This is a genomic window from Aquimarina sp. RZ0 (assembly GCF_008370685.1).
Classification (GTDB): Bacteria; Bacteroidota; Bacteroidia; order Flavobacteriales; family Flavobacteriaceae; genus Aquimarina.
In genome coordinates this window covers 1-23,087 of sequence record NZ_VTZU01000023.1, presented here as the reverse complement: position 1 = coordinate 23,087, position 23,087 = coordinate 1, and the positions used below count along the sequence as shown (strand labels likewise).

The 23,087-nt window shown below is 31.9% G+C and carries 22 protein-coding genes and 1 tRNA gene; 9 read left to right on the top strand and 14 right to left on the bottom strand.

All coding sequences use genetic code 11. The features are described from left to right. Nucleotides 1–286: 286 nt before the first annotated feature. From F0000_RS10390 to F0000_RS10375, 4 genes are all read left to right on the top strand, one after another. On the top strand, nucleotides 287–1,915 hold the full coding sequence (locus F0000_RS10390; RefSeq protein WP_149624660.1) for an HYR domain-containing protein: 1,629 nt from the start codon (nucleotides 287–289) through the stop codon (nucleotides 1,913–1,915). Between the two features lie 790 nt (nucleotides 1,916–2,705). Continuing rightward, complete coding sequence (locus tag F0000_RS10385; RefSeq protein WP_149624659.1) at nucleotides 2,706–3,062, top strand: BlaI/MecI/CopY family transcriptional regulator; 357 nt, start codon at nucleotides 2,706–2,708, stop codon at nucleotides 3,060–3,062. An 11-nt stretch (nucleotides 3,063–3,073) separates the two neighbouring features. Then, complete coding sequence (locus tag F0000_RS10380) at nucleotides 3,074–5,149, top strand: M56 family metallopeptidase (RefSeq protein ID WP_149624658.1); 2,076 nt, start codon at nucleotides 3,074–3,076, stop codon at nucleotides 5,147–5,149. A gap of 763 nt (nucleotides 5,150–5,912) precedes the next feature. After that, complete coding sequence (locus F0000_RS10375) at nucleotides 5,913–6,731, top strand: hypothetical protein (protein WP_149624657.1); 819 nt, start codon at nucleotides 5,913–5,915, stop codon at nucleotides 6,729–6,731. 79 nt (nucleotides 6,732–6,810) lie between these two features. Here F0000_RS10375 and F0000_RS10370 read toward each other — a convergent pair whose 3' ends face one another. Continuing rightward, nucleotides 6,811–7,323 carry an adenine phosphoribosyltransferase gene (locus F0000_RS10370; RefSeq protein ID WP_149624656.1) on the bottom strand — a complete coding sequence of 171 codons (513 nt, stop codon included), beginning with the start codon at nucleotides 7,321–7,323 and terminating at the stop codon, nucleotides 6,811–6,813. A 375-nt stretch (nucleotides 7,324–7,698) separates the two neighbouring features. On the opposite strand from F0000_RS10370, the gene F0000_RS10365 reads away from it, so the two are divergent. The 4 genes from F0000_RS10365 (at nucleotide 7,699) to F0000_RS10350 (ending at nucleotide 10,991) form a co-directional block, all read left to right on the top strand. Further along, nucleotides 7,699–9,042: an SPFH domain-containing protein gene (locus F0000_RS10365; protein ID WP_149624655.1), complete on the top strand. Its 1,344-nt coding sequence runs from the start codon at nucleotides 7,699–7,701 to the stop codon at nucleotides 9,040–9,042. A gap of 109 nt (nucleotides 9,043–9,151) precedes the next feature. After that, complete coding sequence (locus F0000_RS10360) at nucleotides 9,152–9,379, top strand: DUF2007 domain-containing protein (RefSeq protein WP_149624654.1); 228 nt, start codon at nucleotides 9,152–9,154, stop codon at nucleotides 9,377–9,379. Nucleotides 9,380–9,424: 45 nt separating this feature from the next. Continuing rightward, nucleotides 9,425–9,498 (top strand) — tRNA-Arg (locus tag F0000_RS10355). 233 nt (nucleotides 9,499–9,731) lie between these two features. Beyond that, entirely contained in the window at nucleotides 9,732–10,991 is a 1,260-nt protein-coding gene (locus F0000_RS10350) for a site-specific integrase (protein ID WP_149624653.1), read from the top strand. A 401-nt stretch (nucleotides 10,992–11,392) separates the two neighbouring features. Here the strand turns inward: F0000_RS10350 and F0000_RS10345 are convergent, their stop codons facing one another. From F0000_RS10345 to F0000_RS10295, 11 genes are all read right to left on the bottom strand, one after another. Beyond that, nucleotides 11,393–12,160 (bottom strand): YwqG family protein, encoded by a 768-nt coding sequence (locus F0000_RS10345; RefSeq protein WP_149624652.1) that lies wholly within the window; start codon nucleotides 12,158–12,160, stop codon nucleotides 11,393–11,395. 194 nt (nucleotides 12,161–12,354) lie between these two features. Beyond that, the gene (locus tag F0000_RS10340) at nucleotides 12,355–13,020 is read right to left on the bottom strand and encodes a hypothetical protein (RefSeq protein WP_149624651.1); all 666 of its coding nucleotides are present in this window, start codon (nucleotides 13,018–13,020) and stop codon (nucleotides 12,355–12,357) included. Between the two features lie 51 nt (nucleotides 13,021–13,071). Beyond that, on the bottom strand, nucleotides 13,072–13,464 hold the full coding sequence (locus tag F0000_RS10335) for a hypothetical protein (protein WP_149624650.1): 393 nt from the start codon (nucleotides 13,462–13,464) through the stop codon (nucleotides 13,072–13,074). Nucleotides 13,465–13,468: 4 nt separating this feature from the next. Next, the gene (locus tag F0000_RS10330) at nucleotides 13,469–13,921 is read right to left on the bottom strand and encodes a hypothetical protein (protein ID WP_149624649.1); all 453 of its coding nucleotides are present in this window, start codon (nucleotides 13,919–13,921) and stop codon (nucleotides 13,469–13,471) included. 55 nt (nucleotides 13,922–13,976) lie between these two features. Further along, the gene (locus tag F0000_RS10325) at nucleotides 13,977–14,639 is read right to left on the bottom strand and encodes an ATPase (RefSeq protein WP_149624704.1); all 663 of its coding nucleotides are present in this window, start codon (nucleotides 14,637–14,639) and stop codon (nucleotides 13,977–13,979) included. 1 nt (nucleotide 14,640) lies between these two features. Then, nucleotides 14,641–15,330 carry a hypothetical protein gene (locus F0000_RS10320; RefSeq protein WP_149624648.1) on the bottom strand — a complete coding sequence of 230 codons (690 nt, stop codon included), beginning with the start codon at nucleotides 15,328–15,330 and terminating at the stop codon, nucleotides 14,641–14,643. Between the two features lie 25 nt (nucleotides 15,331–15,355). After that, nucleotides 15,356–15,634 carry a helix-turn-helix domain-containing protein gene (locus F0000_RS10315; protein ID WP_149624647.1) on the bottom strand — a complete coding sequence of 93 codons (279 nt, stop codon included), beginning with the start codon at nucleotides 15,632–15,634 and terminating at the stop codon, nucleotides 15,356–15,358. A 516-nt stretch (nucleotides 15,635–16,150) separates the two neighbouring features. Next, the gene (locus F0000_RS10310) at nucleotides 16,151–17,371 is read right to left on the bottom strand and encodes an MFS transporter (RefSeq protein ID WP_149624646.1); all 1,221 of its coding nucleotides are present in this window, start codon (nucleotides 17,369–17,371) and stop codon (nucleotides 16,151–16,153) included. Nucleotides 17,372–17,441: 70 nt separating this feature from the next. After that, on the bottom strand, nucleotides 17,442–17,978 hold the full coding sequence (locus tag F0000_RS10305; protein WP_149624645.1) for a DUF2199 domain-containing protein: 537 nt from the start codon (nucleotides 17,976–17,978) through the stop codon (nucleotides 17,442–17,444). Between the two features lie 210 nt (nucleotides 17,979–18,188). Continuing rightward, complete coding sequence (locus F0000_RS10300; protein ID WP_149624644.1) at nucleotides 18,189–19,466, bottom strand: hypothetical protein; 1,278 nt, start codon at nucleotides 19,464–19,466, stop codon at nucleotides 18,189–18,191. 78 nt (nucleotides 19,467–19,544) lie between these two features. Continuing rightward, complete coding sequence (locus F0000_RS10295; RefSeq protein ID WP_149624643.1) at nucleotides 19,545–20,021, bottom strand: hypothetical protein; 477 nt, start codon at nucleotides 20,019–20,021, stop codon at nucleotides 19,545–19,547. Nucleotides 20,022–20,120: 99 nt separating this feature from the next. Here F0000_RS10295 and F0000_RS10290 point away from each other — a divergent pair, with 99 nt between their 5' ends. Further along, nucleotides 20,121–20,345, top strand: a complete 225-nt coding sequence (locus F0000_RS10290) for a hypothetical protein (protein WP_149624642.1) — start codon at nucleotides 20,121–20,123, stop codon at nucleotides 20,343–20,345. A gap of 182 nt (nucleotides 20,346–20,527) precedes the next feature. On the opposite strand, the gene F0000_RS10285 is transcribed toward F0000_RS10290, so the two are convergent. After that, nucleotides 20,528–21,013, bottom strand: a complete 486-nt coding sequence (locus tag F0000_RS10285) for an Imm52 family immunity protein (protein ID WP_149624641.1) — start codon at nucleotides 21,011–21,013, stop codon at nucleotides 20,528–20,530. A 1-nt stretch (nucleotide 21,014) separates the two neighbouring features. Further along, entirely contained in the window at nucleotides 21,015–22,949 is a 1,935-nt protein-coding gene (locus tag F0000_RS10280; RefSeq protein WP_149624640.1) for a Tox-REase-5 domain-containing protein, read from the bottom strand. Nucleotides 22,950–23,087 lie beyond the last annotated feature (138 nt).

Below are 23,087 nucleotides of genomic sequence, written 5' to 3'. Positions count from 1 at the left end.
TTTCGAGGCAAGCCTTGCAAAATTTAAATCTCGATTATCTAATAAAAATAAGGATATGGGAGCATTTCTAAATTACTTATTGAAATCTAGTGCAATATTCATTTTATTCTATTTGGTTAAGTACACGATAAAAAATTATTGATTATTTTTGCCCTAAACTCAAAACAAAAATATGTATCCCCCCTATTTTCAGTGTTTTACATTCACTGAAAAGAGTGAGTTTTATAACTTATTCTCTTTTTAAGTTTATCCTCTAAATTATAATAATTGCAAATCATTTTTAATTATGAAAAACTTAATCGGATTTTTAGTTCCCCAAAAAGTATTTTTAAAACCCTACCTACTCACGCTACTAGCACTATTTCTTTTTGCTTGTAACAATGAAGATGAAGAACCACCTCTTCAAAATGTAGATTCTGAAGAAGCATTTTTTGAATTTATAGGCAAAGATCCCACTGATCAGTCCAAAATTTCATCTTCTTTTGGAGGAAGCTGGTGGTCCACTAACGTTGGTAATCCTAATGGACCAGCTTTTTTACGAAACGAAGGATCTACTATTGTAGAAAGAAAAGAGACACGGTGTTCTTATAGGGTACTTACAGAAGACGATTCTTTTTTATATATTATAGGCACTGATAATCAAACATCTGATAGGTGTTCTAATGATATTATTGCACTACCTATTAGAGCTACAGATATACCTCTAGCCGCTAAAATATTTGATCCAATACTGATTAAACTAGTCAGTTGGGAAAGAGCATTTACATTCATTAGTCCTAAATGTCTTGATGGTGCTGATCAAACGCCTCCTGTTATAGATTGTTCTACAGACACGATATCGTTAGCTCCCGGTATAGCATTACCATACTTATGGGACTATGTTAGTGCTTCTGATAATTGCCAAGGTCGTTCTGTAACTATTACACAAAGTCCAGATCCGTCAAGCGGTATTCTAGTCAAACCTGGAGATCAAAAAATTACTTTTACAGCAAAAGATAAAAGTGGAAATACTACAAGCTGTTCTATAATGGTTTTTGGGGATCCTTGTGCTGCTACGGATACAGTTTCTCCAACGATCAATTGTAGCATTACAGGAACAAGAACCCTTGACGTAGGTGATCAATTGCCTAACTATAGAGATTCATTTTCTGCTACAGATAATTGTACATCTGATGAAGATATTATACTAACCCAATCTCCGCCTTCAGGGACTCCAGTAGAGAGAGGTAACCAAACTATTACCATTACAGCAAGTGATAAAGATGGAAATATTTCCAGTTGCTCTCTAATAGTTTATGGAGATCCTTGTCCTGGTCCAGATACAGCTTCTCCAACGATCAATTGTGGCATTAATGAAACGAGAACCCTTATCACAGGTACTCGATTACCTGACTACAGAGATTCATTTTCTGCTACAGATAATTGTACTTCTGATGAGGATATAAGATATACGCAATCTCCACCTCCAGGGAATCGAGTACAAGACGGTAACCAAACTATTACCATTACAGCAAATGATAGAAGCGGAAATAAATCCTCATGTCGTTTTACAGTCATAGGACGTTGCAGGACAACAAAACCATCAATAGTTACAGCTGATAAGTTTCTTTTTCTCAGCAGTCATGAGGTAACTGCCAGAGACACTAATGCTGATGAATATGAGTGGAATGTAACTGGTAATGGACACATCGGAATTATAGAAAATGGGAGATTAGGATTGATTAGAAACCAAAATGTTCCTTATAAGACATCCAGCAGTAGTATTACCATATATACGGGAAATGGAGGAACTAGCTTTGATGGTAACACCTTTATATCACCACGTGGTAATGAAGTATATATAAATGTAAGAGCTAGAAAAAATGGGTGTGACTGGTCTTCTAGAACATTTTTAACAAAGTTTTCTGAAAGGTAGATTAGATTAGATATAAATAGAGGCTAACTATAAGTTTTTAATCAATAAAACAACCTTAGTAAACAAAAAGATACTTTATGATAACATATCATAAAGTATCTTTTCCATATATATGAAAAAGTTATTCTTCACCCCCCCTTACCTTCTTGCGCTACTAACGCTACTCCTTTTTGCCTGTAACAATGATGAAGAACAACTAGTCCCTCTCTAGGCTAAAGATCTTGAAAAAGTGTTTATCGAATTCTTAGACAAAGATTATAAAGAATATAGCAAAAGTTTCTCCTTCTATAGAGTCTTGGCTCTCTGAAAGTAATAACGACCTAGTTTTATTAGTAAGACTGAATCTAATATTATTGAAAGGAAAGAAAAAACGGAAAAATCTTATGCGAATACACTATTCTTAGAGTATGTTTAAAAAGAATACAAATTGAAAATCAATAGTTTGAGGTTCTGAGTACACTTCAAATGATGAGAATATCGAGATATTTTAATTATTTGAAGTAAGCTCACGGTTCTTAAAATAGTTGTTTTCAGGAAGTAAGGTTTTTAAACAAGCTCTTAATCAAGATGACACTAATTACAAAAAAATATACTTTGAGCCATAAGTCATTAATTTCTTTGCGAATATAGAATAAGTAAGGCATAAGTACTTAATGTTACATTTATTTTTTATGGTAATCCCAAAGACCGCATTCCCTTTTAAAACTACAAAACACGTTAAATAACTATAAAAATAGTTGTATAACTGTTTTTATAGTTATACATTTGAGCTAAGTAAATACTATAATCAATGGAAAAACTCACTAATAAGGAAGAAGAAATTATGCAAGTTGTATGGAAACTAGGTAAAGCTTTTACCAAAGAAGTCCTCTCTGAATTAGGAAATCAAGCGCATTACAATACGGTTTCGACTATTATTAGAAACTTAGAAGACAAAGGATATATTGGTCATAATGCGTATGGAAAAACACATCAATACTATCCTGTTATTACCAAAGAAGAATATAGAAGTCGGTTTGTAAGCAAAGCAATGAAACAATATTTTAATGATTCTTATAAAAATATGGTATCCTTTTTTGCCAAAGAAGAAAAAATTACAGCTGCAGAGCTGAGAGAGATTTTGGATATAATTGAGAAAAAAAAATAAAAAATGATGATATGGAAGCGTTTTTAATGTATCTTTTGAAATCGAGTGCAGTACTCATTTTATTCTATCTGGTTTATTTCTTTCTTTTAAGAAAAGACACATTCTTTAAAGCGAATCGAAATTTCTTATTACTAGGAATTTTATGTTCATTAGCTCTTCCTTTTTTGCGGTTTACCAAAACAGAATTTATAAAAAAACCCAATTTTCAATTCGTAGAAATCACTACTACATCAAGCGTACTTGATCCAGAATTGGCTAGCTCAATCAACTGGTGGTCGATTATTTTTATCATATATATCAGTATTAGTTGCATACTACTAGTCCGTTTAGGGTTCCAATTAGTATCCTTGAGAAAGATTTTTGCTAAAAATAGAATAACGACAAATGAGGAGTTTTCTCTTATAAAAACCTCTAGAAATATTGCACCATTTTCTTTTTTTAAATACATCATATTTAATCCATCTCTCCATACCGCCTCAGAATTAAAAATGATTCTTACTCACGAAAAAGTACACGCCAAGCAATATCATTCTCTCGACCTTTTAATAATAAATATTATTACTATTTTTCAGTGGATCAATCCTTTTGCCTGGCTTTATAAAAAAAGCTTACAACAGAATCTGGAATTCATAGCAGATTCTGAAACCATTCAGGACATATCTTCCAAAAGAGAATATCAATTAACACTGGTCAAAGTGTCATCAAACAATTATTCTACACTTACAAATAATTTTTATCAATCATTAATCAAAAAGCGAATAGTTATGTTAAACAAGAAACAATCCAATCATCAGAATCTCTGGAAAGTGACAATCATTCTACCTCTTCTGAGCTTATTTTTATGGGGTTTTAACACTAAAACAGAAATACAGTATCGTACAGATGAAACTCTGGATCAAACTCCATATTCTTCTATAAATCAAAAAAATAAAGATAATTCTACACTAAACAAATTGTTACCTCCCATTGATGAGAAAGAAGAAATCATCCATAGAAAAGATAAGCATATATCCCCGTCAAAAAAAGAATACACTCCTGTAAACAAACAGCAAATTAGATCAAAAAACAAACAGGAAACCTCTACAACAACTCAAAAAACGACAAAGCAGAAAGTCATTTCAACTTCAAAAAACTCCAAAATAAAAACAGCTGCCATTGAGTTTATTGTCAGTAAAAACTCAAGTAAAGAGGATTTAGAAAAAATCAAAAGAATATTTAAAAATGAATATTCGGTAGAAATCTCCTTTAGTGATATCAAAAGAAACCTTGATGATCAAATAACAGGAATCAGTGTGAATATGTCTTCAGAAAAAAGCAATGCTAATTTCTCAATAGAAAATGAAAGTCCGATACAAGCTTTTGTTATTTCTTATGACAGTAAAAATGATAAGATTCGTATTGGTCAATCCCAAGGCATGCTCGTAAAACGAAAAAAAAATAAGAATGGTGTTACGATTGTTGGGATAGACCCAAATGATAAAAACGAAATGATATTTATAGACCCTGATGAGTACGAAAATAAAATTGTTATTAGAGGTTCAAAAGACAAAAACAAAGGGAGTAACATTTTTATTCATTCTAATGACAGCGCTACTATCTTTGATTTTGATGAAGATTTTGACAAAGAACCATTATTTTTTATTGATGGAAAGAAGGCTAGTAAAAAAGAAGTGAAGAAATTGAAATCTCATCACATACAAAGTATAGATGTTTCTAAAGGTAAAAATAGTATAAAGAAATATGGGAAAAAGGCAAAAGATGGGGTTATCAATATCAAAACTAAAAAAGCAAATAAAAAAAGAACTGGTTATAAATCCAAAAAGCACACAGAAAATTACACGCTCCATTCCTCTAATAACAATAGTTCTGTAAAAGTATACAGGGATCGTAATTCTTTGTTTTATAACAAAATGCCTTCTGAAGAAATAATAGTTTTTATAGATGGAGAAAAGATCTCATATAAAAAACTTAAAAAAATAGATACTACTGATATTGCTTCTATAAATGTTCTGAAGGGCAAAAAAGCTACCAAAAAATATGGCGAATTGGCTGCAAACGGAGTTTTAGAAATCACTACCAAAAGATAAAGTTTTTCTCGATAATCGAGATTTAAATGCTCCGAGGCTTACCGCAAAATCGAAATGTTTTTTTCAATAAATGTGAGCTAATACGATTTATAACTAAAAATTTCGCATATTCATCGTTTCTTTTTCCTTTCTACTTCGTTTAAAAAATAAACCGTAGCTATAGCTATGCTTGATTTTTTTGCCTTGCATAAAGAAAAAATAATTCAATGAATTTATACGAATTTTTTAATCACAAATCGTATAACCTCGAACTAATGTGAACTCATCTTGAGTCATGCTTTGACCCACAAAATTTACATGTTGCACGCTAATTTTGTTTTTTGTAACCAACCGTAGCTATAGCTATGCCCTAAAAAACTTATAGTACAAAAGCCAAACTTTTCGGTTAAAAACCACAATGCAAGATGAGTTCACTATAGAAAAACTAAAAAATCATCAGATCCGGCGCTGATATTTTTTGTTGTTTCATATCACTCCTGATTTTTTAAATACCCAAATAAAAAGTAACAATTTCTTGTTTAGATAAAGAAAATGAAAGAGCATTAAGGTATAGCTACAGCTCCTTTTTATTTTGAAGTACTCAGGAAAAGAGTAAATTTTAATAGGTCATTTTAGATCAAAAATGGTACAAAGATAATACCTCCAATTCATCATATACATCTCATGGTTAAATCTGTATTCTGTTTTGCAACACACCCATCCATTTTTCGTATTTAGAATAGAATTTACAGATATTTCGATCAAAAAATTAAGAATACCACAAATGAAAAAATGGATCATTATAGGAGTTGGTATACTAGGTATACTTTCCTTAACCGCATTTACATCAACATCTGACACTTACCCTACTTACAAACAAGTAAAAGGCAATGAAATTACTGCTATTATTAATAAAAATACAACAAAAAAAGAATTAGATGATCTTAAAACATTCTTTTCTGATAATGGTATTGAACTTATTATTGATAAAATAGCATTTAACAATCAAGATGAAATTATCAGTCTTAGTATTATTTTAAAAAAAGGAACATCTAAAAGTAAATATTCTTCATCCTCTAATGAACCCATTTCTGATGTCGAATTAGGCTTCAAAAATGGAAATTTATATATTACGAATTCAGGAATGTTTGATATAAACTCATGGAAAAATCAAATTGGTTTCAATCATCATAATTTTGATATAGATAGCCTCTTGAAAAGTCAACATTTCAGATTTAATTTAGATGTTGACAAAGAAGGTGACTCTCTATTTTTTAATGGAACACATTTTGACTTGAGCAAACTTAAGGAGCAACTGATGGATTCTTTTACTTTTGAAGAGGATGAAAACGGAAACTTTATTTTTAACGGGCAACAATTCCCCTCACACCTCAGCAACACTAAAAAGTTTAGCTTTATAGATGACCCGGATATCGAAAAACTAATCATTATTGACGGAAAAGAGTCTGATTTTGATACACTGGACAACTTAGCTACATCTGATAAGCTAGAAGAAGTTGATTTTCTAAAATCACGTACTGCAATCAGTATTTATGGAGAAAAAGCAAAAGATGGAGCTATTATTGCCACTACAAAAAAATAATAATAGCAGGTATCAGAGATAAAAGAGCCTTCAGAAATACTGGAGGCTCTCTTCATTTTTAGTTCTAAGTTCAATTGAACTAATATTGTATTAAAGAAACTACCCTATCTCCTATTTTATCTCTTCCATTAAGAAAATTCAATTCCATAATAAAATTACATTGCATCACCTTTCCTCCAAGTTTTTCTACCAATTCATACACAGCTTTTGCTGTTCCTCCGGTAGCAAGCACATCATCGTGTATTAACACATGTTCTCCTGGGGCAATAGCATCTTTATGGATCTCTAATGTATCATTTCCATATTCTAATCCATAACTATTGGTATATACCTCTGATGGTAGTTTTCCCTTTTTACGAACCGGGATAAATCCAGCTTTTAATCGTTCTGCAATCATACCTCCCAGAATAAAGCCTCGCGCTTCAATACCTATTACTTTATCTATATGAACCCCAGAAGGGATTAAACCTGCTAATGCATCTGCACAATAGACTAAAGCTTCAGAATTTCCTAAAAGCGGAGTAATATCTTTAAAAATAATTCCTGGTTTCGGAAAATCCGGAATATCTCTTATAAAATCATGTATGTTCATGCCTGCAAAATAATGAAAACTGAAAAAAGAGCACTAAAATTTATGAAAATTGCCTACACATCGGATTTGAACATCAAAACCTCTCTTCATTCATTACAATCCAAAGTTAAAATATATCTTATAATTACAATTAATAATCATTATAAAGAGCATTCAGTTTCATTTTAAAACACATTTCATTTATACTCTTACAAATAAAAATTAATTTTATTGATTTTTATTTAAAAATTTTTCTAATAAAAACAATCAATTTATCTTAAATGGAGAACAAAAAATCAAACTTTTTTACAACCATTTTTAAGTATAGAAATCATGTAATCTATAGATCACAATGTCCGCTAAACAATTAATCAAAAACTTTTAAAAATTATTTATATGCTAACATATCTAGGAATAATAATGGTTCTATTGGGAACCTCTATATTTATAATCAAACCGTTTTTTAAAACATCAAAAACACTACATAAATTTACCAGACAGAGAAACCTTGGTATGATCATTATTGGTTTTGTTATGAGTGTCCTTTCGGGAATGTTCTTTTATGCAGAACCAGGTACCGCTTATGCAGTACAGTACCCGTGGGGAAGTCAGAAAGCAGTTGTGCATCAGGGAATCAACACCAAAATGTGGGGTCGCTTGATACCCATTCAATTTGAACTACCTATTAAGTATGTGATCCCCAATAAAAAGAATGAGCTTGGGGAGCAAAGCAAATATGCTAATGTAGATATTGCAAAATATTGGGCGTTTAGCGATGCGGTAAAAGCCAGAATTGCTACTTCTGTTGTTATTAGTATTAATACCGTTGATGAGGATCAATTTTTATCTGTTGCAGATCGTAATAAAACAGAAAGAAACCTAATCAGATCCAGGATCATCCCTAATATAGATCAATCGATCAAGAACACTTGCAAACTAATGGACGCTCAGGATTATATCTCCGGACAAGCTTCTGATTTTGATAGATATTTTAAGGATCAGCTAGAAAACGGAATGTATGTACTAGAAGAGTATTTTGCTAACGAGAATCGCGAGATTATTGGAGACAGTTCTACCATTAGAACGGTTGTTAATAAAGAATCAAAACAAAAGCGTTTTCGTATTCAATATGAGAATGGAGAACCTGTTAGAGAAAAAGGCAACTCTTTATTGGGATACGGTCTTACTGTAGTTCAGGCAGTTGTAACAGAAATTGACTGGGAGACTACTTTTGACAAACGTTTACAATTACAAAAGGAAGAAGTAGCACAGACTCAATTAGAAAAACAACAAGCTGAGCGTCAATTCTACCGTGCACAGAAGGAAACGGCAAAAGGAGAAGCAGAAAAAGCAACAGAACGTGCTCGTTTGGAAAAAGAACAAATTCAAAAAACAATTGAGGCAGAAACCAGAGCAAAGGTAGCCGAATTTAATCTTATAGAAGAACGTAAGAACTATGAAGTAGCACAGTTTAAAGCTAAGACTCAGAAAACGATGGCAGACGCTCAATCCTATGAGAATGCTAAATTGGTAACTGCAGGACTTACACCACAGGAACGAGCTGAATGGGAATATAAAACCTCTGTAAATGTTGCTAAACAACTTAAAGATCTTAAACTACCTGAAATCTATATTCAGGATGGAGGAAAACAAGGGGCTGATGGTAATTTGTTACAATCTCTGATTGGTGCAGATCTTGCCAAAAAAATGATGTCTCAAAAAACAGCTAAAGAATACTAGTTGAAAGAGCGGAATGAAAAGGTTTCATTCCGCTCAAAATAAAATACGAACTCATCTCCTATTATTTTGATCAACAATAGATTCATCTATAAATTAAAAACTTTGCATTATGAGAGAACATATAAAGATATATTCAGGAACATCAATTATAATTAACAGGCTAGCCTTTTTATTAAGCGAAATAAGCATCCCTTTTGTAATCAGGGATCATCAAGAATCAGGCAGATTAGCTGGTTTTGGAACTTTAGGGTATTCATCCGAACTTTTTATTTTTAATTCTGACATTGAAAAAGCAAGTCACGTAATTAAAATTTTTAAAAAAGAAATCTCAAAATAATTTTATATTTTCCGAAAATACTCATATATTTGCACCCGCAAAAAAGGCCTCGTAGCATAACTGAATAGTGCACTTGATTACGGCTCAAGAGGTTGCAGGTTTGAATCCTGCCGAGGTCACGAAAAGCTGTTATAAACAGCATCAAAACCACGCAATTCTTAGGAATTGCGTGGTTTTCTGGTTTTTAGAGCTTCCTATAATTTGATGTGATTTGATTTAAAATGTCAGTTATCCGTCAGTTATTTTTCAAAGTGTCAGTTCAACTGACACTTTGAGTTAGGAGACACTATTATACTGGTATAGTTGATTTGACTTTCGTCTACAGTAATTTTTAACTAAAAAGACGACGACTATGCGAACTAAAAGCACTTTCTCAATTCTATTTTGGGCAGACCAAAAAAGCGCTACAAATAATGAAGCACTTTTATATGCTCGAGTGACTGTTAATCAAAAACGAGTTAACATAAGCCTCAAAAGAAAAGTATCCATCGATTTATGGGATGCAAAGAAAAAAAGAGCACGAGGGACCTCAACAAAAGCTCGACAAATTAATCAATATTTGGATCAGGTACACTCCCAATTATTTCAACAGTACCAAGAACTTAAATTCAAAGGCGAGCTCATAACGGCAAAATTAATTAAACAGAGATATCTTGGTGAAGGAGAAAACAACAAAACTTTGCAAGAACTTATTAAATATCACTCTCAAAAGATTGAAAAAACCTTAACAGCGGGTACTATTAGAAACTTTGGAGTAACCGAAAATTATATCAACAGGTTTCTTGAACAAAAACTAAAAACAACCGACATCTACCTGAAGCAATTGAATTACAAATTTGTTTGTGATTTTGAAGGTTTCCTTCATAGTTATTGGCCTAAGGGTCATCCAAAAGCTATGAGTCATAATACGGTAATGAAACATATACAAAGAATGCGTAAGATGATAACTCTTGCATATCATCTGGAATGGCTGGATAAAGACCCATTTATTAGATGGAAGCCAACATTCGAAAAAAGAGAACGTGAATTTTTAACTGAGAACGAACTCTCTAATCTAGAAACATACCACTTCCCTATTGAACGACTGGAAAGAGTAAGAGATATATTTGTATTCAGCTGTTATACTGGTATTAGTTATGCTGATATTATTACTCTAACAGAAACTCATGTACATAAAGGTATTGATGGAAATAATTGGATTATCACTAGACGACAGAAAACCAAAACACCAATAAAAGTACCTTTACTTGATAGAGCCCAAGAGTTGATTAATAAATATCATAACCATCCAATGACGGTAGTATCAGGAACACTGTTTCCAGTAATTACTAACGAAAAACTTAATCTATACCTTAAAGAAATTGCAGATGCCTGCGGCATTAGAAAGAATTTAACTTTCCATATGGCCCGTCATACATTTGCTACAACTATTACCTTGAGTAATGGAGTACCAATTGAAACAGTTTCTAAACTATTAGGGCATACAAAATTAGCTACCACACAGATTTATGCTCGGGTAATAGAAAGGAAAGTAAGTGAAGACATGCAATTATTGAGAGATAAACTTATTAATACTGACGACAGTAAAGAATCTAAGGTAAAAGTTAAATAATATACTTATATCCTGATAACTTTATTGTTCCGAAAAGGATGGTTTAGTTTAGCTTTTCATCTTTTTACGATTGAATAAGCCAAAAACCCATTTTAAATTAAAGAATATTAATATTAACAGAAATATTCCAATAATAATGAATTCATTTTCTGGCAGGTTCTTAAAAGTCGGGTGTTTTATTTTTTCAATTAGAGCAAGTGAATAAATAAAAATTAATACCCCAGTTAGAATTGCAAAAAGTAATTTTATGAAAAGCTTAATAACATTCAAAATTTGAGCTTTATTCATTGTCGTTTTAGTTGTTCATTAAGGCAGATAGTTTACAAAGTTAAAGGGACATAGCATAATCACTTAGTAGCTAATCACATCGTAAGAGAGATAATGTTGTATATAGTAATTTTTCAGCAACAATCCCAATAAAAATAAGCTTTAGAAAAATCTTTTTGAATAAGACTTTCTTTACTTATAAAAATGTGTCCTAGTCCACTATCTCCGAACATGATGTGGTCATCTACGTCTATTTGCAAAACTTGAATGTCATTTCTTTGTTCAGCATTGTAATCTCTTGGGTCGGACTGAGTAAATTCTGCGTATCCACCTATTTTATGCCCATTAGAATTGAAATATTCTCCGAACTGCTTTTCTTGTTGTTCAGTCAAATTTTCAGTAAAGTCCCAATAATCAATACCATCAAAAAGATAGTCAAATTGAGAGTCTTCCGAACCTCCTTTGTCAATACATTTTTCAAAAGAAAGTTGATGAAGTTTATATATAGGGATTTCTTCATAATCTTTAATAGAAAGAAATGAAAAATTATTTAGTGTAGGCTTATTTAATTCTTCTTTTGAATGATAAATAATTTTCGAGCCTTCTTCGTACCAGTCTTTAGGCGAAAGAAAAAGTTGCAGAATTCCATCCTCCGGAAAATCTTTGAGTTTAGGAATTTGCTCAAAATTTAGTTGAGCAATCATTATCATCGGTTTTCCGTTTTGGTCTTTTGGATATTCCTTGTCTTCAGGAAAAAAAGGGAATCCTAAAAACTTACTATCTTTTAATTCTAGATTATCTTCAAGAAGTTTTTCCTTTCTTGGTTTCGCTTTTATTCGAACAAATTCTCGTTCGTATTTCTTTAAATCTGATTCAAATTTCTTTAAAAAGTCAGGAATCATAGATGTTAGTTTTTATTATACACAATTTTATAAATATATGTTTTAGCATTACAAAATGTTACTTAGCCTTTCATAAATCTGTACTGATTTTTATACATTTCCTGGCTTACAGTCTTTGTACGATCGCAAATTTACAAGAACCTTTGTTTTATAACTTAACTACTATGATAACATACTAGGTGATAGTGGTAGTTTTATTTCTTTAAAGTTACTACAGTGTCAAAAGTATTTTCATAAGTAGCATAATATGCACGATTACCAAATTTAGAAAAAGACCATTGAGCGATTTCCATTTCAGTTTTAAGTTCGCTTGGAACATTATGAGGAATGGGTTGATTCAATGCGTGAGTTTTAATCAAATAATGAATATCACTTAATGCCATATTCTGTTCAATTTCATTTGAATGTTCTATCTCAGTTATTTCAATTGAATCTGAGTCTATTTTAAACTTTGCCTTGTAAGTCAAATCTCCATTCCAGCTTCTACTAAAATAAAAAGTATTTTCAAAAGCGTAGATATCCCATTTGCAGTCCATACTATCTGCTTTAAAGACAATTCCATTTAATTCATCTCCATTATGAGGGTATTTTAGATCTGTAGTTGAATCAACAGAGTTTAAAATTTGTTGGTTTATTAAATATTCTCCATTTGACTGACGCATCGCGTTGTACTTTTCAGCCACCTTTTTTTCTTTCGTAAAAGCAAGCATCGTACCAGTATATGAACGAATATCCAAAACTTTCTTATTAAAAGGGTTTCCTTCCCCTATCTCATACCATTTAAAGTCATAGGATTTTGAAGACTCCGATTGAAATTCAGATTCCGGATTAGATTTCTTTTTTTTGAACCAATTGAACATATTCTGTATTAATTACTTACTGCTTAATGCTAAAAGCGTTTTAATGCATTTTTACATAGTGTTGTGTTGCCGTTTTATTTTTAATTCAGTTCCTTTTTCAGGTTTCACCTTATTCTTTTTATTTTTCGGTTTAAGTAAATACAAATAAATTCCTTTTCCCCGTTTTTCTAATTCTTTTTTCACTGCTATTTCTCGTTCAGATTTGGTCTTAAAAACACTATCTACATGCATTGATTCTGTTTCACATTCGAAATATTTTTCAGACCTATCCAGAATTAATATTCCATGATGAACTCTTTTCTTAATTATCCAAGTTTCATTTGTTATAGAGTCAAATATTTGTGTATTTGGGGGGATTCCGTTTTCAGAATGTTGTAACTCTGTCAAAAGACCAATTCCTGTGATATTAAAACACTCAATTATTTTTACGAAATCTGATTTCATTGATTTATAAATAAATTTTGATTTCTAAATTTTGTTCTATCGACTTTTTGAAGAAAGATTTTAAATTATTTATATCATCATTAATGTTTTTCAAGTCATACTCATCCGTAGTCCAAAATTTTAATACCTTTTCCGTATTCACATTAGGAGTAGACTCTTCTTTATTCAGTATTCTCTGAACTTGTTCAATTTCGTTTTTCAGTCCAGATATTTTGTCCGATTTAAACGTCTGTAATTCGTCTATCCAGTTGTCCGAATTGAGATCCAAATTAAAGAGTATTGGGAATTCATTTTTGAGATTTTTAGGTAAATGTCTAGAGCAATAAATAAGAAAGTTAGGAGCCATCTCAAACATAACTCCCTCTTTTTTATTTAATGCTTCCATCCATCTTGCCATAATTTTGATTTTAATGCGCCACAACACAAAAACACATCTACCAATAGATATATTCCCCATGTGTGTTTTTTTACAAATCTAACAGATTTCTAATGGTTAGCAAATTATTACCCAACTAACCCCTCTTATCCACACTCCCTTTATCAAAAGCAATTAGATTAAATAATTGCCGCATACGAGAACGCACACGGTTACCATAACGTTCTTCTAACTCCTGAGCATTAAGGTTTGTAGTCGCAAAAGTTTTAATATCATATTTTTGAAATAGATCATATCTGGAAAGCAGTATTTCTCCCATAACATTACAATCTTTTCCAAAATGTCTTCCTGTAGGTTCTATTCCGAGATCATCAAAACAAAAACATCCAAAGTCACCATATTCGGTAATGGTCGAAAAACCTTTGTTATTGAACGAGAATGCAATGGCTCTGGATGGAATAACCTCATACGGTTTTTGATAAGGAACTATATAAGGCAATAACTTCATTAAGCTCGTTTTTCCACATCCCACAGGTCCAGTAAGCAAAATTCCTTTAGTAGGATCCATTCCAAATTTTTTGCAGCTCTCAACATCCTTAATGAAGTAAATACAAAGTTTATAAATTATGGCTTTATCCTCTTCGTAGATTTTAAAAGACTTACCAAAAAGCAACTTCCCTTTAGCATTCAGGTAGATGAGAATTTTAGAAAAATCATAGGAGATTATATTTTGTTCTACAGATCCTAAAGAATATTGCACTCCGGATTCAATGATGATATGTGGATTTTGATATGTCATATCAGAGCGGTTCATTATAATCTTTGTTAGTACTCGTCTTGAGGTTGTCCTGACCTTTCGACAGGCTCAAGACAGAGTTTTGGTCAACTACTTTTGATGTTTGCTGTATTTTCAACGCTTCAGATTTGAGTATCCAACTTTCAGCTGCAGCTTGCCAGTTTTCAATTGTAACATTTCCTTTTCTCCATCCGACAGATTCATAGTGACTAAAAAACTGCTTGGCTTTAGAAATTGGCCAATCCATTTTTTCAAAAAAATCAAAAACTTCTTTTTTATTTTTAGGTTTATTATTGTTTTCTATAGTTTGTATATGTTTATATAAAGGTACCAGTGCTTGTCCAGTACTTGTCTCGATTTTGGTACGGTAGTAGTCTAGAGCTTGTCCAGAACTTGTCCCAAAATCAAACAACCTAACCTTACTTCCTTTAAACGGATTGTGAGAAGGATAATAAACGATATATTTCCAATGGCTCAGTTCCTTAATACTTTTATGATAGGTGGATTTAGAACCGATTTTAGAGTATGCCATTACCTCATCACGATGGATATAAAATTCATCCGGAAAACGATTATAGTTCCAAAGTTGAAAAAGAGCAATGTATAGACTGATATGTGTAGGGTTCAATCTGCTGTCTTTGGTAAACTGAATAAAAACACCATTAAGATGTTTGATATAATTAATTTCTGGCATGCTTATAATAAACCGCTAGGGGGATTTAGAATGTATGATGTATCCTATTCTCTTCAATTACTTTAGTAATCTCATCCTGATCGTAGATGATTATACCTCCAACTTTAGAATAAGGTAAGGTTCCATTGATTCTTAGATTTTGTAATGTTCCGGGACTTATCTTTAGAAGCTCCATCACCTCAGCGGATTTCAGGTATTTTTTTGACCTTATGGAAGGTTTATCCTGGAGCAGTATTTTTATTTCTTCCAAAAGCTCTAATTTAAATTCGTATAAATCTTCAGTGGTAATAATTGTTGCGGCCATTGTTTTAATTTTTTTAAATAAAGCCGCCAGTATGATAGAACCATACTAACGGCTCTACGCTGATTTGACTTTCGCGTATAAAAAGGTTATACCAATTGTTGTTTGAATTTACTGTAAAAGAAAATTCAAACAACAATTGGTATTAGATATTATTCTGTTTCTTTAAGTTTCTCAAGGTTTGTAACTGTCGTACTGACTTAAGTACAGAATCGTAGCAGAAAATGTGATGACTCAACTTCTCTTTAAAAACATGACTGTATTTTTCACCAAACTGTTTTTGAAGATTTTGTATGGTTCGAATCGAGTCTTCTCGCTGCTTCTCCAGAAATAATAATTGTTCTTCTATGCTTAACATAAATTGCTCTGTTATAGTTTTAATAATTAAAGAGCACAAAGAAATGTAGGAGAACAATACCAAAACAGTGGTAAACCGGTTTACAACCCTTCTATCAATACTTTAAAAAACTGTAAATCAGATAGTTTTTGATAAAATTAAAATTAAAAAAAAGTAAGCCACTAATTATGCGTTAGTGATGTAAGTGGTTTTTTATGTGTCAAATGATATGCAATTAGTCCTAAACTCATAATAAACATAGCTATCATTCCTATTAATATAGCAAGTTTAGGGTTGTCATATTGACCTTCATTAAATAACCATATTATAGATGAGACTAGTCTTGTTGGAATAAATGATAAACTTATAAGTATTGCTAAATATTTAGGATTGGTATATTTGGTAAGAACTGAATTAATGATTGGTGCAATATGGACTTCCGAAATACATAGAAAAAATATTGATACTAAGTATAAAATTGTATGCTGTTCAGTAGGAGTTTCTGGTATTAGAAATAAGATTCCATATGAGATCGCACTTAATATAAAACCAATCATTAACTTAAATAATTGAGAGCTATAAAGATATCTCCATAAAATAATGGCTAAAAGACTAATAGGTAAAATAAATACTGAGTTTATAGATGACCACATACTTTTTGGTATGTTTAATGCCGAGATTTCACTTAGTTGTATTTGTAAACCAAAAAAACGAATATTTGATATTTCATAAATAGCCCAAAATATAGCGACAAGTAGAAAAGCAATCGTAATATTAACAATTCTCTTACCTATTGGTTGCTCGCTAGCTAGTTTCTCTTGAGGATTTTTTTCTTTCGAAATTAGAATAGGAATTATTGAAAATAGCATTAGTGTGCCTGCTATAATAAAGCCAATATTCCAGCCATATTTTTCTCCAGAGTAGCCAATCAATAGAATACCCCAAAAAGCCCCTAAATTAGCTGCTAAATAAAGCAGAGTGAATCCCGAATCCAGTAGTTTAGTTTTACTTAGATATAGTTTTCCAAAACTAGAAGTAATATTAGGACTATATAACCCACCGCCAAGGATCACAAGAAATAATCCAAGATAAAGCCCTATAGAAGAAGGGAGACAAAAACTAAAAGCCCCAATGGTTTGAATAATCCCTCCGATAATTATTGATTTTCTAGTCCCAATAATTAAGTCTCCAAGGATTGCACCAATAACCTGAGAAACAACAAATAAACCAATAAACCAACCATAAATATTGAAAGCCTCATCTCTATCCATTTTTAAACTTTCTCCAACCATATATAAAACAAGTAATGAACGAAGGCCATAGTATGAGGCTCTTTCTAACATCCTGGACAAACCGTAGAAAAAAGTTTCTTTATGATGAGATTGATTTAGTATTCTTTCCATTTATTTTTTATGAGATGAGATTAAATGATAATAAGTATCTAAATAGGCTATTAACTTTTTAACAAATCGTTTATTCAATATTTTTCATCATTTGGTGTATTCGTCTTTCTGCTTCTTGTTTTGAAATTCCATTGTAATAGTCTTTTACAAATTGATGATCAAAATCTTTGTGAGGAAAAATTTCAGGTTTTTCATTTCCTGTTTTAGTAACAACAGTGGTCGGAATGCTTACAGAATTGTCATAATCGGGTAAATCACTGCACAACCATCCAAAATATTGAGTTTCGTGATTCTCATTGCTGAAATTTTCAGAATAATCTGTAAAACTTTGTTCACTTAATGAAACCCAAAGTCCGTATTCTAATATGTCATCATAGTCATTCACCTCTTGTTTTAATACAACCCTTATAAATCGATCAGTTTGATCTTCGTGTTTAATTACACAAAAGTCACTATCAATTCGTCCAATTGTTTCTTTTTCCGATTCAGATAAATTATGAAAAGGAGTAGGAGTTTTATATGCTAATGCTGGCCAGTTTTCGTGAACTTCTCCACATTCTGAGCATTTAAATTTTCCTGTGTTGTTTTTCTTCTTTTTCCAGAACATTCTTCTTTTTGTTCAAATATGAGGAACTATAAATATATGTGTCATAACAGAGCAAAATGTTACCCGATTATCTACATTTTCTTCATCAAAACTATTTACTTTAATATAATGATTCTTTTAAATGTGTAGAGCCAATTACATCCTCCAAAATTTAGAAAAGCTCCTTCCTTTGCTAAGGGAAGGTGGCACGAGGAACGAGTGACGGAAGGGTTATAACTCCCCCTCCATATCATCCAAACTCACCAACATCTTTTTCAGAATCTTCTGTACAGATCGCTTCGAACTCTCATTAACCGAATAATAATGATTACTAAGACTTTCTGGCGAAATAACTTTTGCATTTTTGGTGCTAAATACATTAGACAGGAACTGAAAAGAATCTCGCTTAGAACCCTCAATAAACTTTGTTCCATAAAGCAATCGGGTAATCAACGAAATTTCCGGAACAGAAACTTTTAATAATTTCTTGGACACAACATTATTCTCAGTAGTACGAAGCATCATTCTTTTTTCACAAAAACGTAACTCCTCCTTTATCCACAATAGCAATTGTTCTTTTAGAGAAGGCAGACCAGGATTTAACTTTCTCGAATAAGTAACAGTGATGGTATTTATTTTTTTCTGAGATTCTTCCAGAATCACAATTTTACACGCCTCACTCTCACAGGTCGATAACTGTGTTTTTATATAATCCTTATAAAAGAAAAATGCTTTGAAGGTATTAAACTCCAAGCTTATCAATACAGAATACAGATCATACGTATTTAGAACGCTATTCTTATGCAACACATGCCATAGCACCTTTATATACATAGTAAGATAATCCTTGTACTCATAGGTTAGACTTATCACCTTGTTATCTCTAATCTTTTCCAATGGTATACAAAGTATGGCCTTAAGCTCTTTCGGAATATCAAGCTCTTCAACTTTTGATATCAAAACTGATACTCGCTCTTGATAATGATATACAAACCACAGCTGTTTTTGATAAGAAACTTCTAGAGAAGTTTTAAGATAGGACTCAAACGACCGCTCCATATATACCAATAAATCATCTAATATTCGGTAGATAAGCTTGAGTATATCTACATTAGTTTTATCTACAGATATATCATAAATACTTTCTTTCTCATAATTAGGAAGAAAATCATTTTCCAGTATAGCTAGATAATTCAAAATAGATAATTGATGATTCTGAATCACTTTAGAAACATCTATATCATTATCAATGGCAGAAAATGTTTTCTGATAAAGATATCTTTTGATATCCTGATAAGATTGCCTTAGTATATCCTTATAATAATAGTATTTGAGCTCTTGTAAACTCAGTTCTTCTATATGCTTATTTAATTTATGTATTTCATTAATAGTTTCATTCCCAGGTTTAGTTTGTTTTAGGTGATTGATATAATAAGCCTTGTCTTGTTGATTTGTCAATGGATTCAGGTCATCATGAAATATCCTGTAAAACACATCAATAGTTTCCATAGACGATTTGTATTTAATTTGTTTTCCCTTAAGTAATTATGTTTTCATTGTGCCATTAGTATGTTAGTTAATATTCAATTATAGATTTAGGGCCAAGAGTGTATCCGTATGTGGATCTTTCTTAGAAATCCTATGTTGTTTTAAAAAACGAACCACTTTAGCTTCTTCGGCAGTACCCTTAAGATTATCCAGCAGGTTCTTTTTGGTTAATGGTAGTAATTCTAGTGGGGCATATTTTGTTTTAAAATAATAGGTGCTAAATGGGCTCCATTTCATCCAACCTCTTTTATTTTCTTCATAAATATGTAGCCAATCATTAGATCCTATAAACTCACAGAAATTTCCATTGGGCAATATGGTAAACTGAAAAGGATCAACATCCCTACTACCATCCAAACCTGAGTTGATAACTTGTATAATACCATCTTTGGTAATAGGGCTGGAAGTATAGAATAATAGAATCTCCATTTTATGTAATAGGTCAAATACTTCTATTTTTTGCATCCCTTCAAAATGTTGCATTATGGTATATAATGAGTAGTTTTCATTTTTCATTTTTACAATTTTGTCATTCCTGCGAAAGCAGGAATCTATTGTTAGTTATATTTTCATTGTTTTTATAAAGTGGCAGCCTACCATTTGACCGTTAATAGTATGATCAATTGCCTACCGGATCCATACTATAAAGCCATAGGTAGTCCTACCACTTTTGCTAATTCAAATTGTTTTGGTGTTATAAAAATGTATATCTGTAATTTGCTTATACTTAGATTATACCCAGAAATCCAAGATAAACTTGAAGATTTAAGTCATATGACTGCAACTTGCATCCCACATTCTATTGGTTATATTAATTTTCATAATCCTTTTTATGAGTAGCATCAAATGAAATTAAGAGCTATTGAGGATACACTTGTACACTTATAAATAAAAAAAATAGTAAACAGGTATAGCTCTTCATTTTGCAAACTTTAAAATAAGAACTAGCAGTATAACACTAGTCCTTACTATTATTTAATTTATAGATATCACTCGATATTGGTCAATAGCATTAGTTGGAATTATAACTCCACCAATTGATCATTGAAATCTCTATACTGATCAGGTTGCCAGTGGTCTATAAATAACTCTAATAATTGTTCCCAGTTTTCTTGGATACGATAATGCTCATAAATTTCTCCTTCGTATGGAAAGGTAAGGTTACAAATACTGTTACCTATTCTACCATCACCACCTAATGATGCACTAATTCCATAAGATAAAGAATCCTTTAAGCCACCATTCCAAAATCGAATATCAAAATCATATTTTGGATAGTCATTATCTTTACAATTGGAACAAAATTTATTTTTTATATAATTATATTCATAAACTAATTTATTTTCTAGACCTTTTTTTCTGCTATCTCCTGTTTCGTACCAAGTGGAAAAACAAGGGTCATATAGTTTTAGTCTTTCTAAAAAAATTAGAAAAGATTCTGTACACTCTTTAAGAGTTTGTTTTCTTCCTTTCCAAATAACATTAATTTGTGTTATTGTATTTGCCATTTTATCTGGGTGTATGTATAAATTTTATATTAAAACCCCTGTTTTGTAATAAATTTTGAAATGCTTGACGGACAATATCATGTTCAAAATGCCATTCAATCGGTAAATCACTAGCAGCTTCTCTTTGGCGTCTAGCCTGATTTACAATAGCATCTTGACCAGTAAAGAACGGCTTAAAATTGCCATTTGCATCCACAAAATTAAGCATTCCTGACTTAGCTTCACCAAGAACCCCATCTTTTAGTGCATCAAATTTAACTGGATTGCCATTAGGAAGGATCATCTCAAAACTCTCATTCCAATTTTTACCAGATATAAATTCTTGATATGATTTAGCAGCATCACTCATAGATTCATTTACTGTTTTCCATTTTCCCTTTGCCAGTACTTTTAGATAGTCAGATAGTGCCTTGCCTGTGATAGTGCCTCCTCCTTTAATAGCGAGAAAAGCTCCACCATTAGTACTTGGTGAGATAACAGCCATTAGATCCAGTACAGTAAACCCTAAGTCCAATATGGGGGTATACCATTCTCCAAAAGGCTCTGTAACTAATTCTCTGTTTCTCTTCCTTACTTTAAAAAGGGATCCCAAAGTAGCATCGTCTATTTCAGATGGGACATCAATCCCAGTTTCTTTCATTATAGTTCTAACAAACCTTCCTTCTCTTTCATCTGTTCTAAAGATTTCTAACCCTATAATAAATATATTAAAACCGGCATCAAGAAAATCAATGGCTAATTTGGCGGTTATTTCTGCCATAATCCTTGGAGTTTGATCATTATCACAACATTGAACTTGGGTGAACTCAGCTCCTTGTAATATGATATTTGTAGCACGGTCAATATCTTTTTCTAAAACAGCTTTTACTAGGTTTTTTTGTTTGGTGTTACCAGTAGCTAGGAGGTTGGTCATTTCTTTTGTTAAATTTTTACTTTCTTGAGACCAGTTATTTTCATAATTAAAACTAGCGAATAAGGGAGCATAGTTGACATTAGTTCCTTCTAAAAACCAATTGAGCTGTGCTGATGAAAAACGTACTCTTTGGTGTAAATTATCCAGAGTAAATTCTTCTGCGGTTGCAAATATGGTAGTTGTCATACCTCCATCTCCTGGGTCAAGAGGGGTGAAGTCTGGTATTCCTGAACCTCTTCCAGCACTAATTCTCTGATTATCAAATGTATAACCAGTTGTCAAAGGACCATCTCCAGAGTTACCGCAGACTCTTATAGAAGTCGTGTCCCATCCAGATCTTGGAGTACAAGAGCAACCATCCCAAGGACCATGAGGAGGTGTAACACAATGACAATATCTAGGTACAGAAATAAATACCGTAGTACAACCGCTACTTTTTACTGTTATACCTTTATGCACAGTAGTATCTTTTTTCAATGAAATTGTACCTTCTGATGATGATAGTACTGTTCCCTCATTAGAAAGTTCTCTTATAGTATACTTTAAATCTTCTGTGAACGGTTCACCGCCAATATACCCATGAAAGCTTTCCTGGGTAAAATGATAGGTATATAGCTGCGTTTTGGTTTCACCATCCTTTTGCCCAATGACCAGATTATCGATATCATATAAAGATTCTTTTTTCCTTCTTACCGATAATGTATAGGACGTGTAACCATCTTTAATGATTTTTACCGCTTCTGTAGATTTAATAATAAATCCCAATTCATTGTTATTCTTGGAATTAGATAATTCTGAGGAGATATCAAAATAACCTTTTAAGCCACGTTTGGTAATCAGATCTTGAAATAGATTATCATTTTGTATTTCCTCATAATTGATAGTAGTTGTTTTTTGCGTTTCTTCTAATACGCTATTGGTTTCTGGTGCAAGAATGACATCGTCTTCCTGACAAGCAGTAAAGCAAATAATGAGAATACATAAGTTGATGAGATAGGCAAAATGCCTGATATGATTTTTCATATGTTTTTAATACTGAAGTTTCGCACCCTTAGTTTAGGGTTGTTTCAGATTGTTTTCTTGGTATCAGGAAATTAAATTCTTCGATGTTTCCTATTATTTTAGAGACAGTTCGTTCTATATCGAGATTATCTACAATTA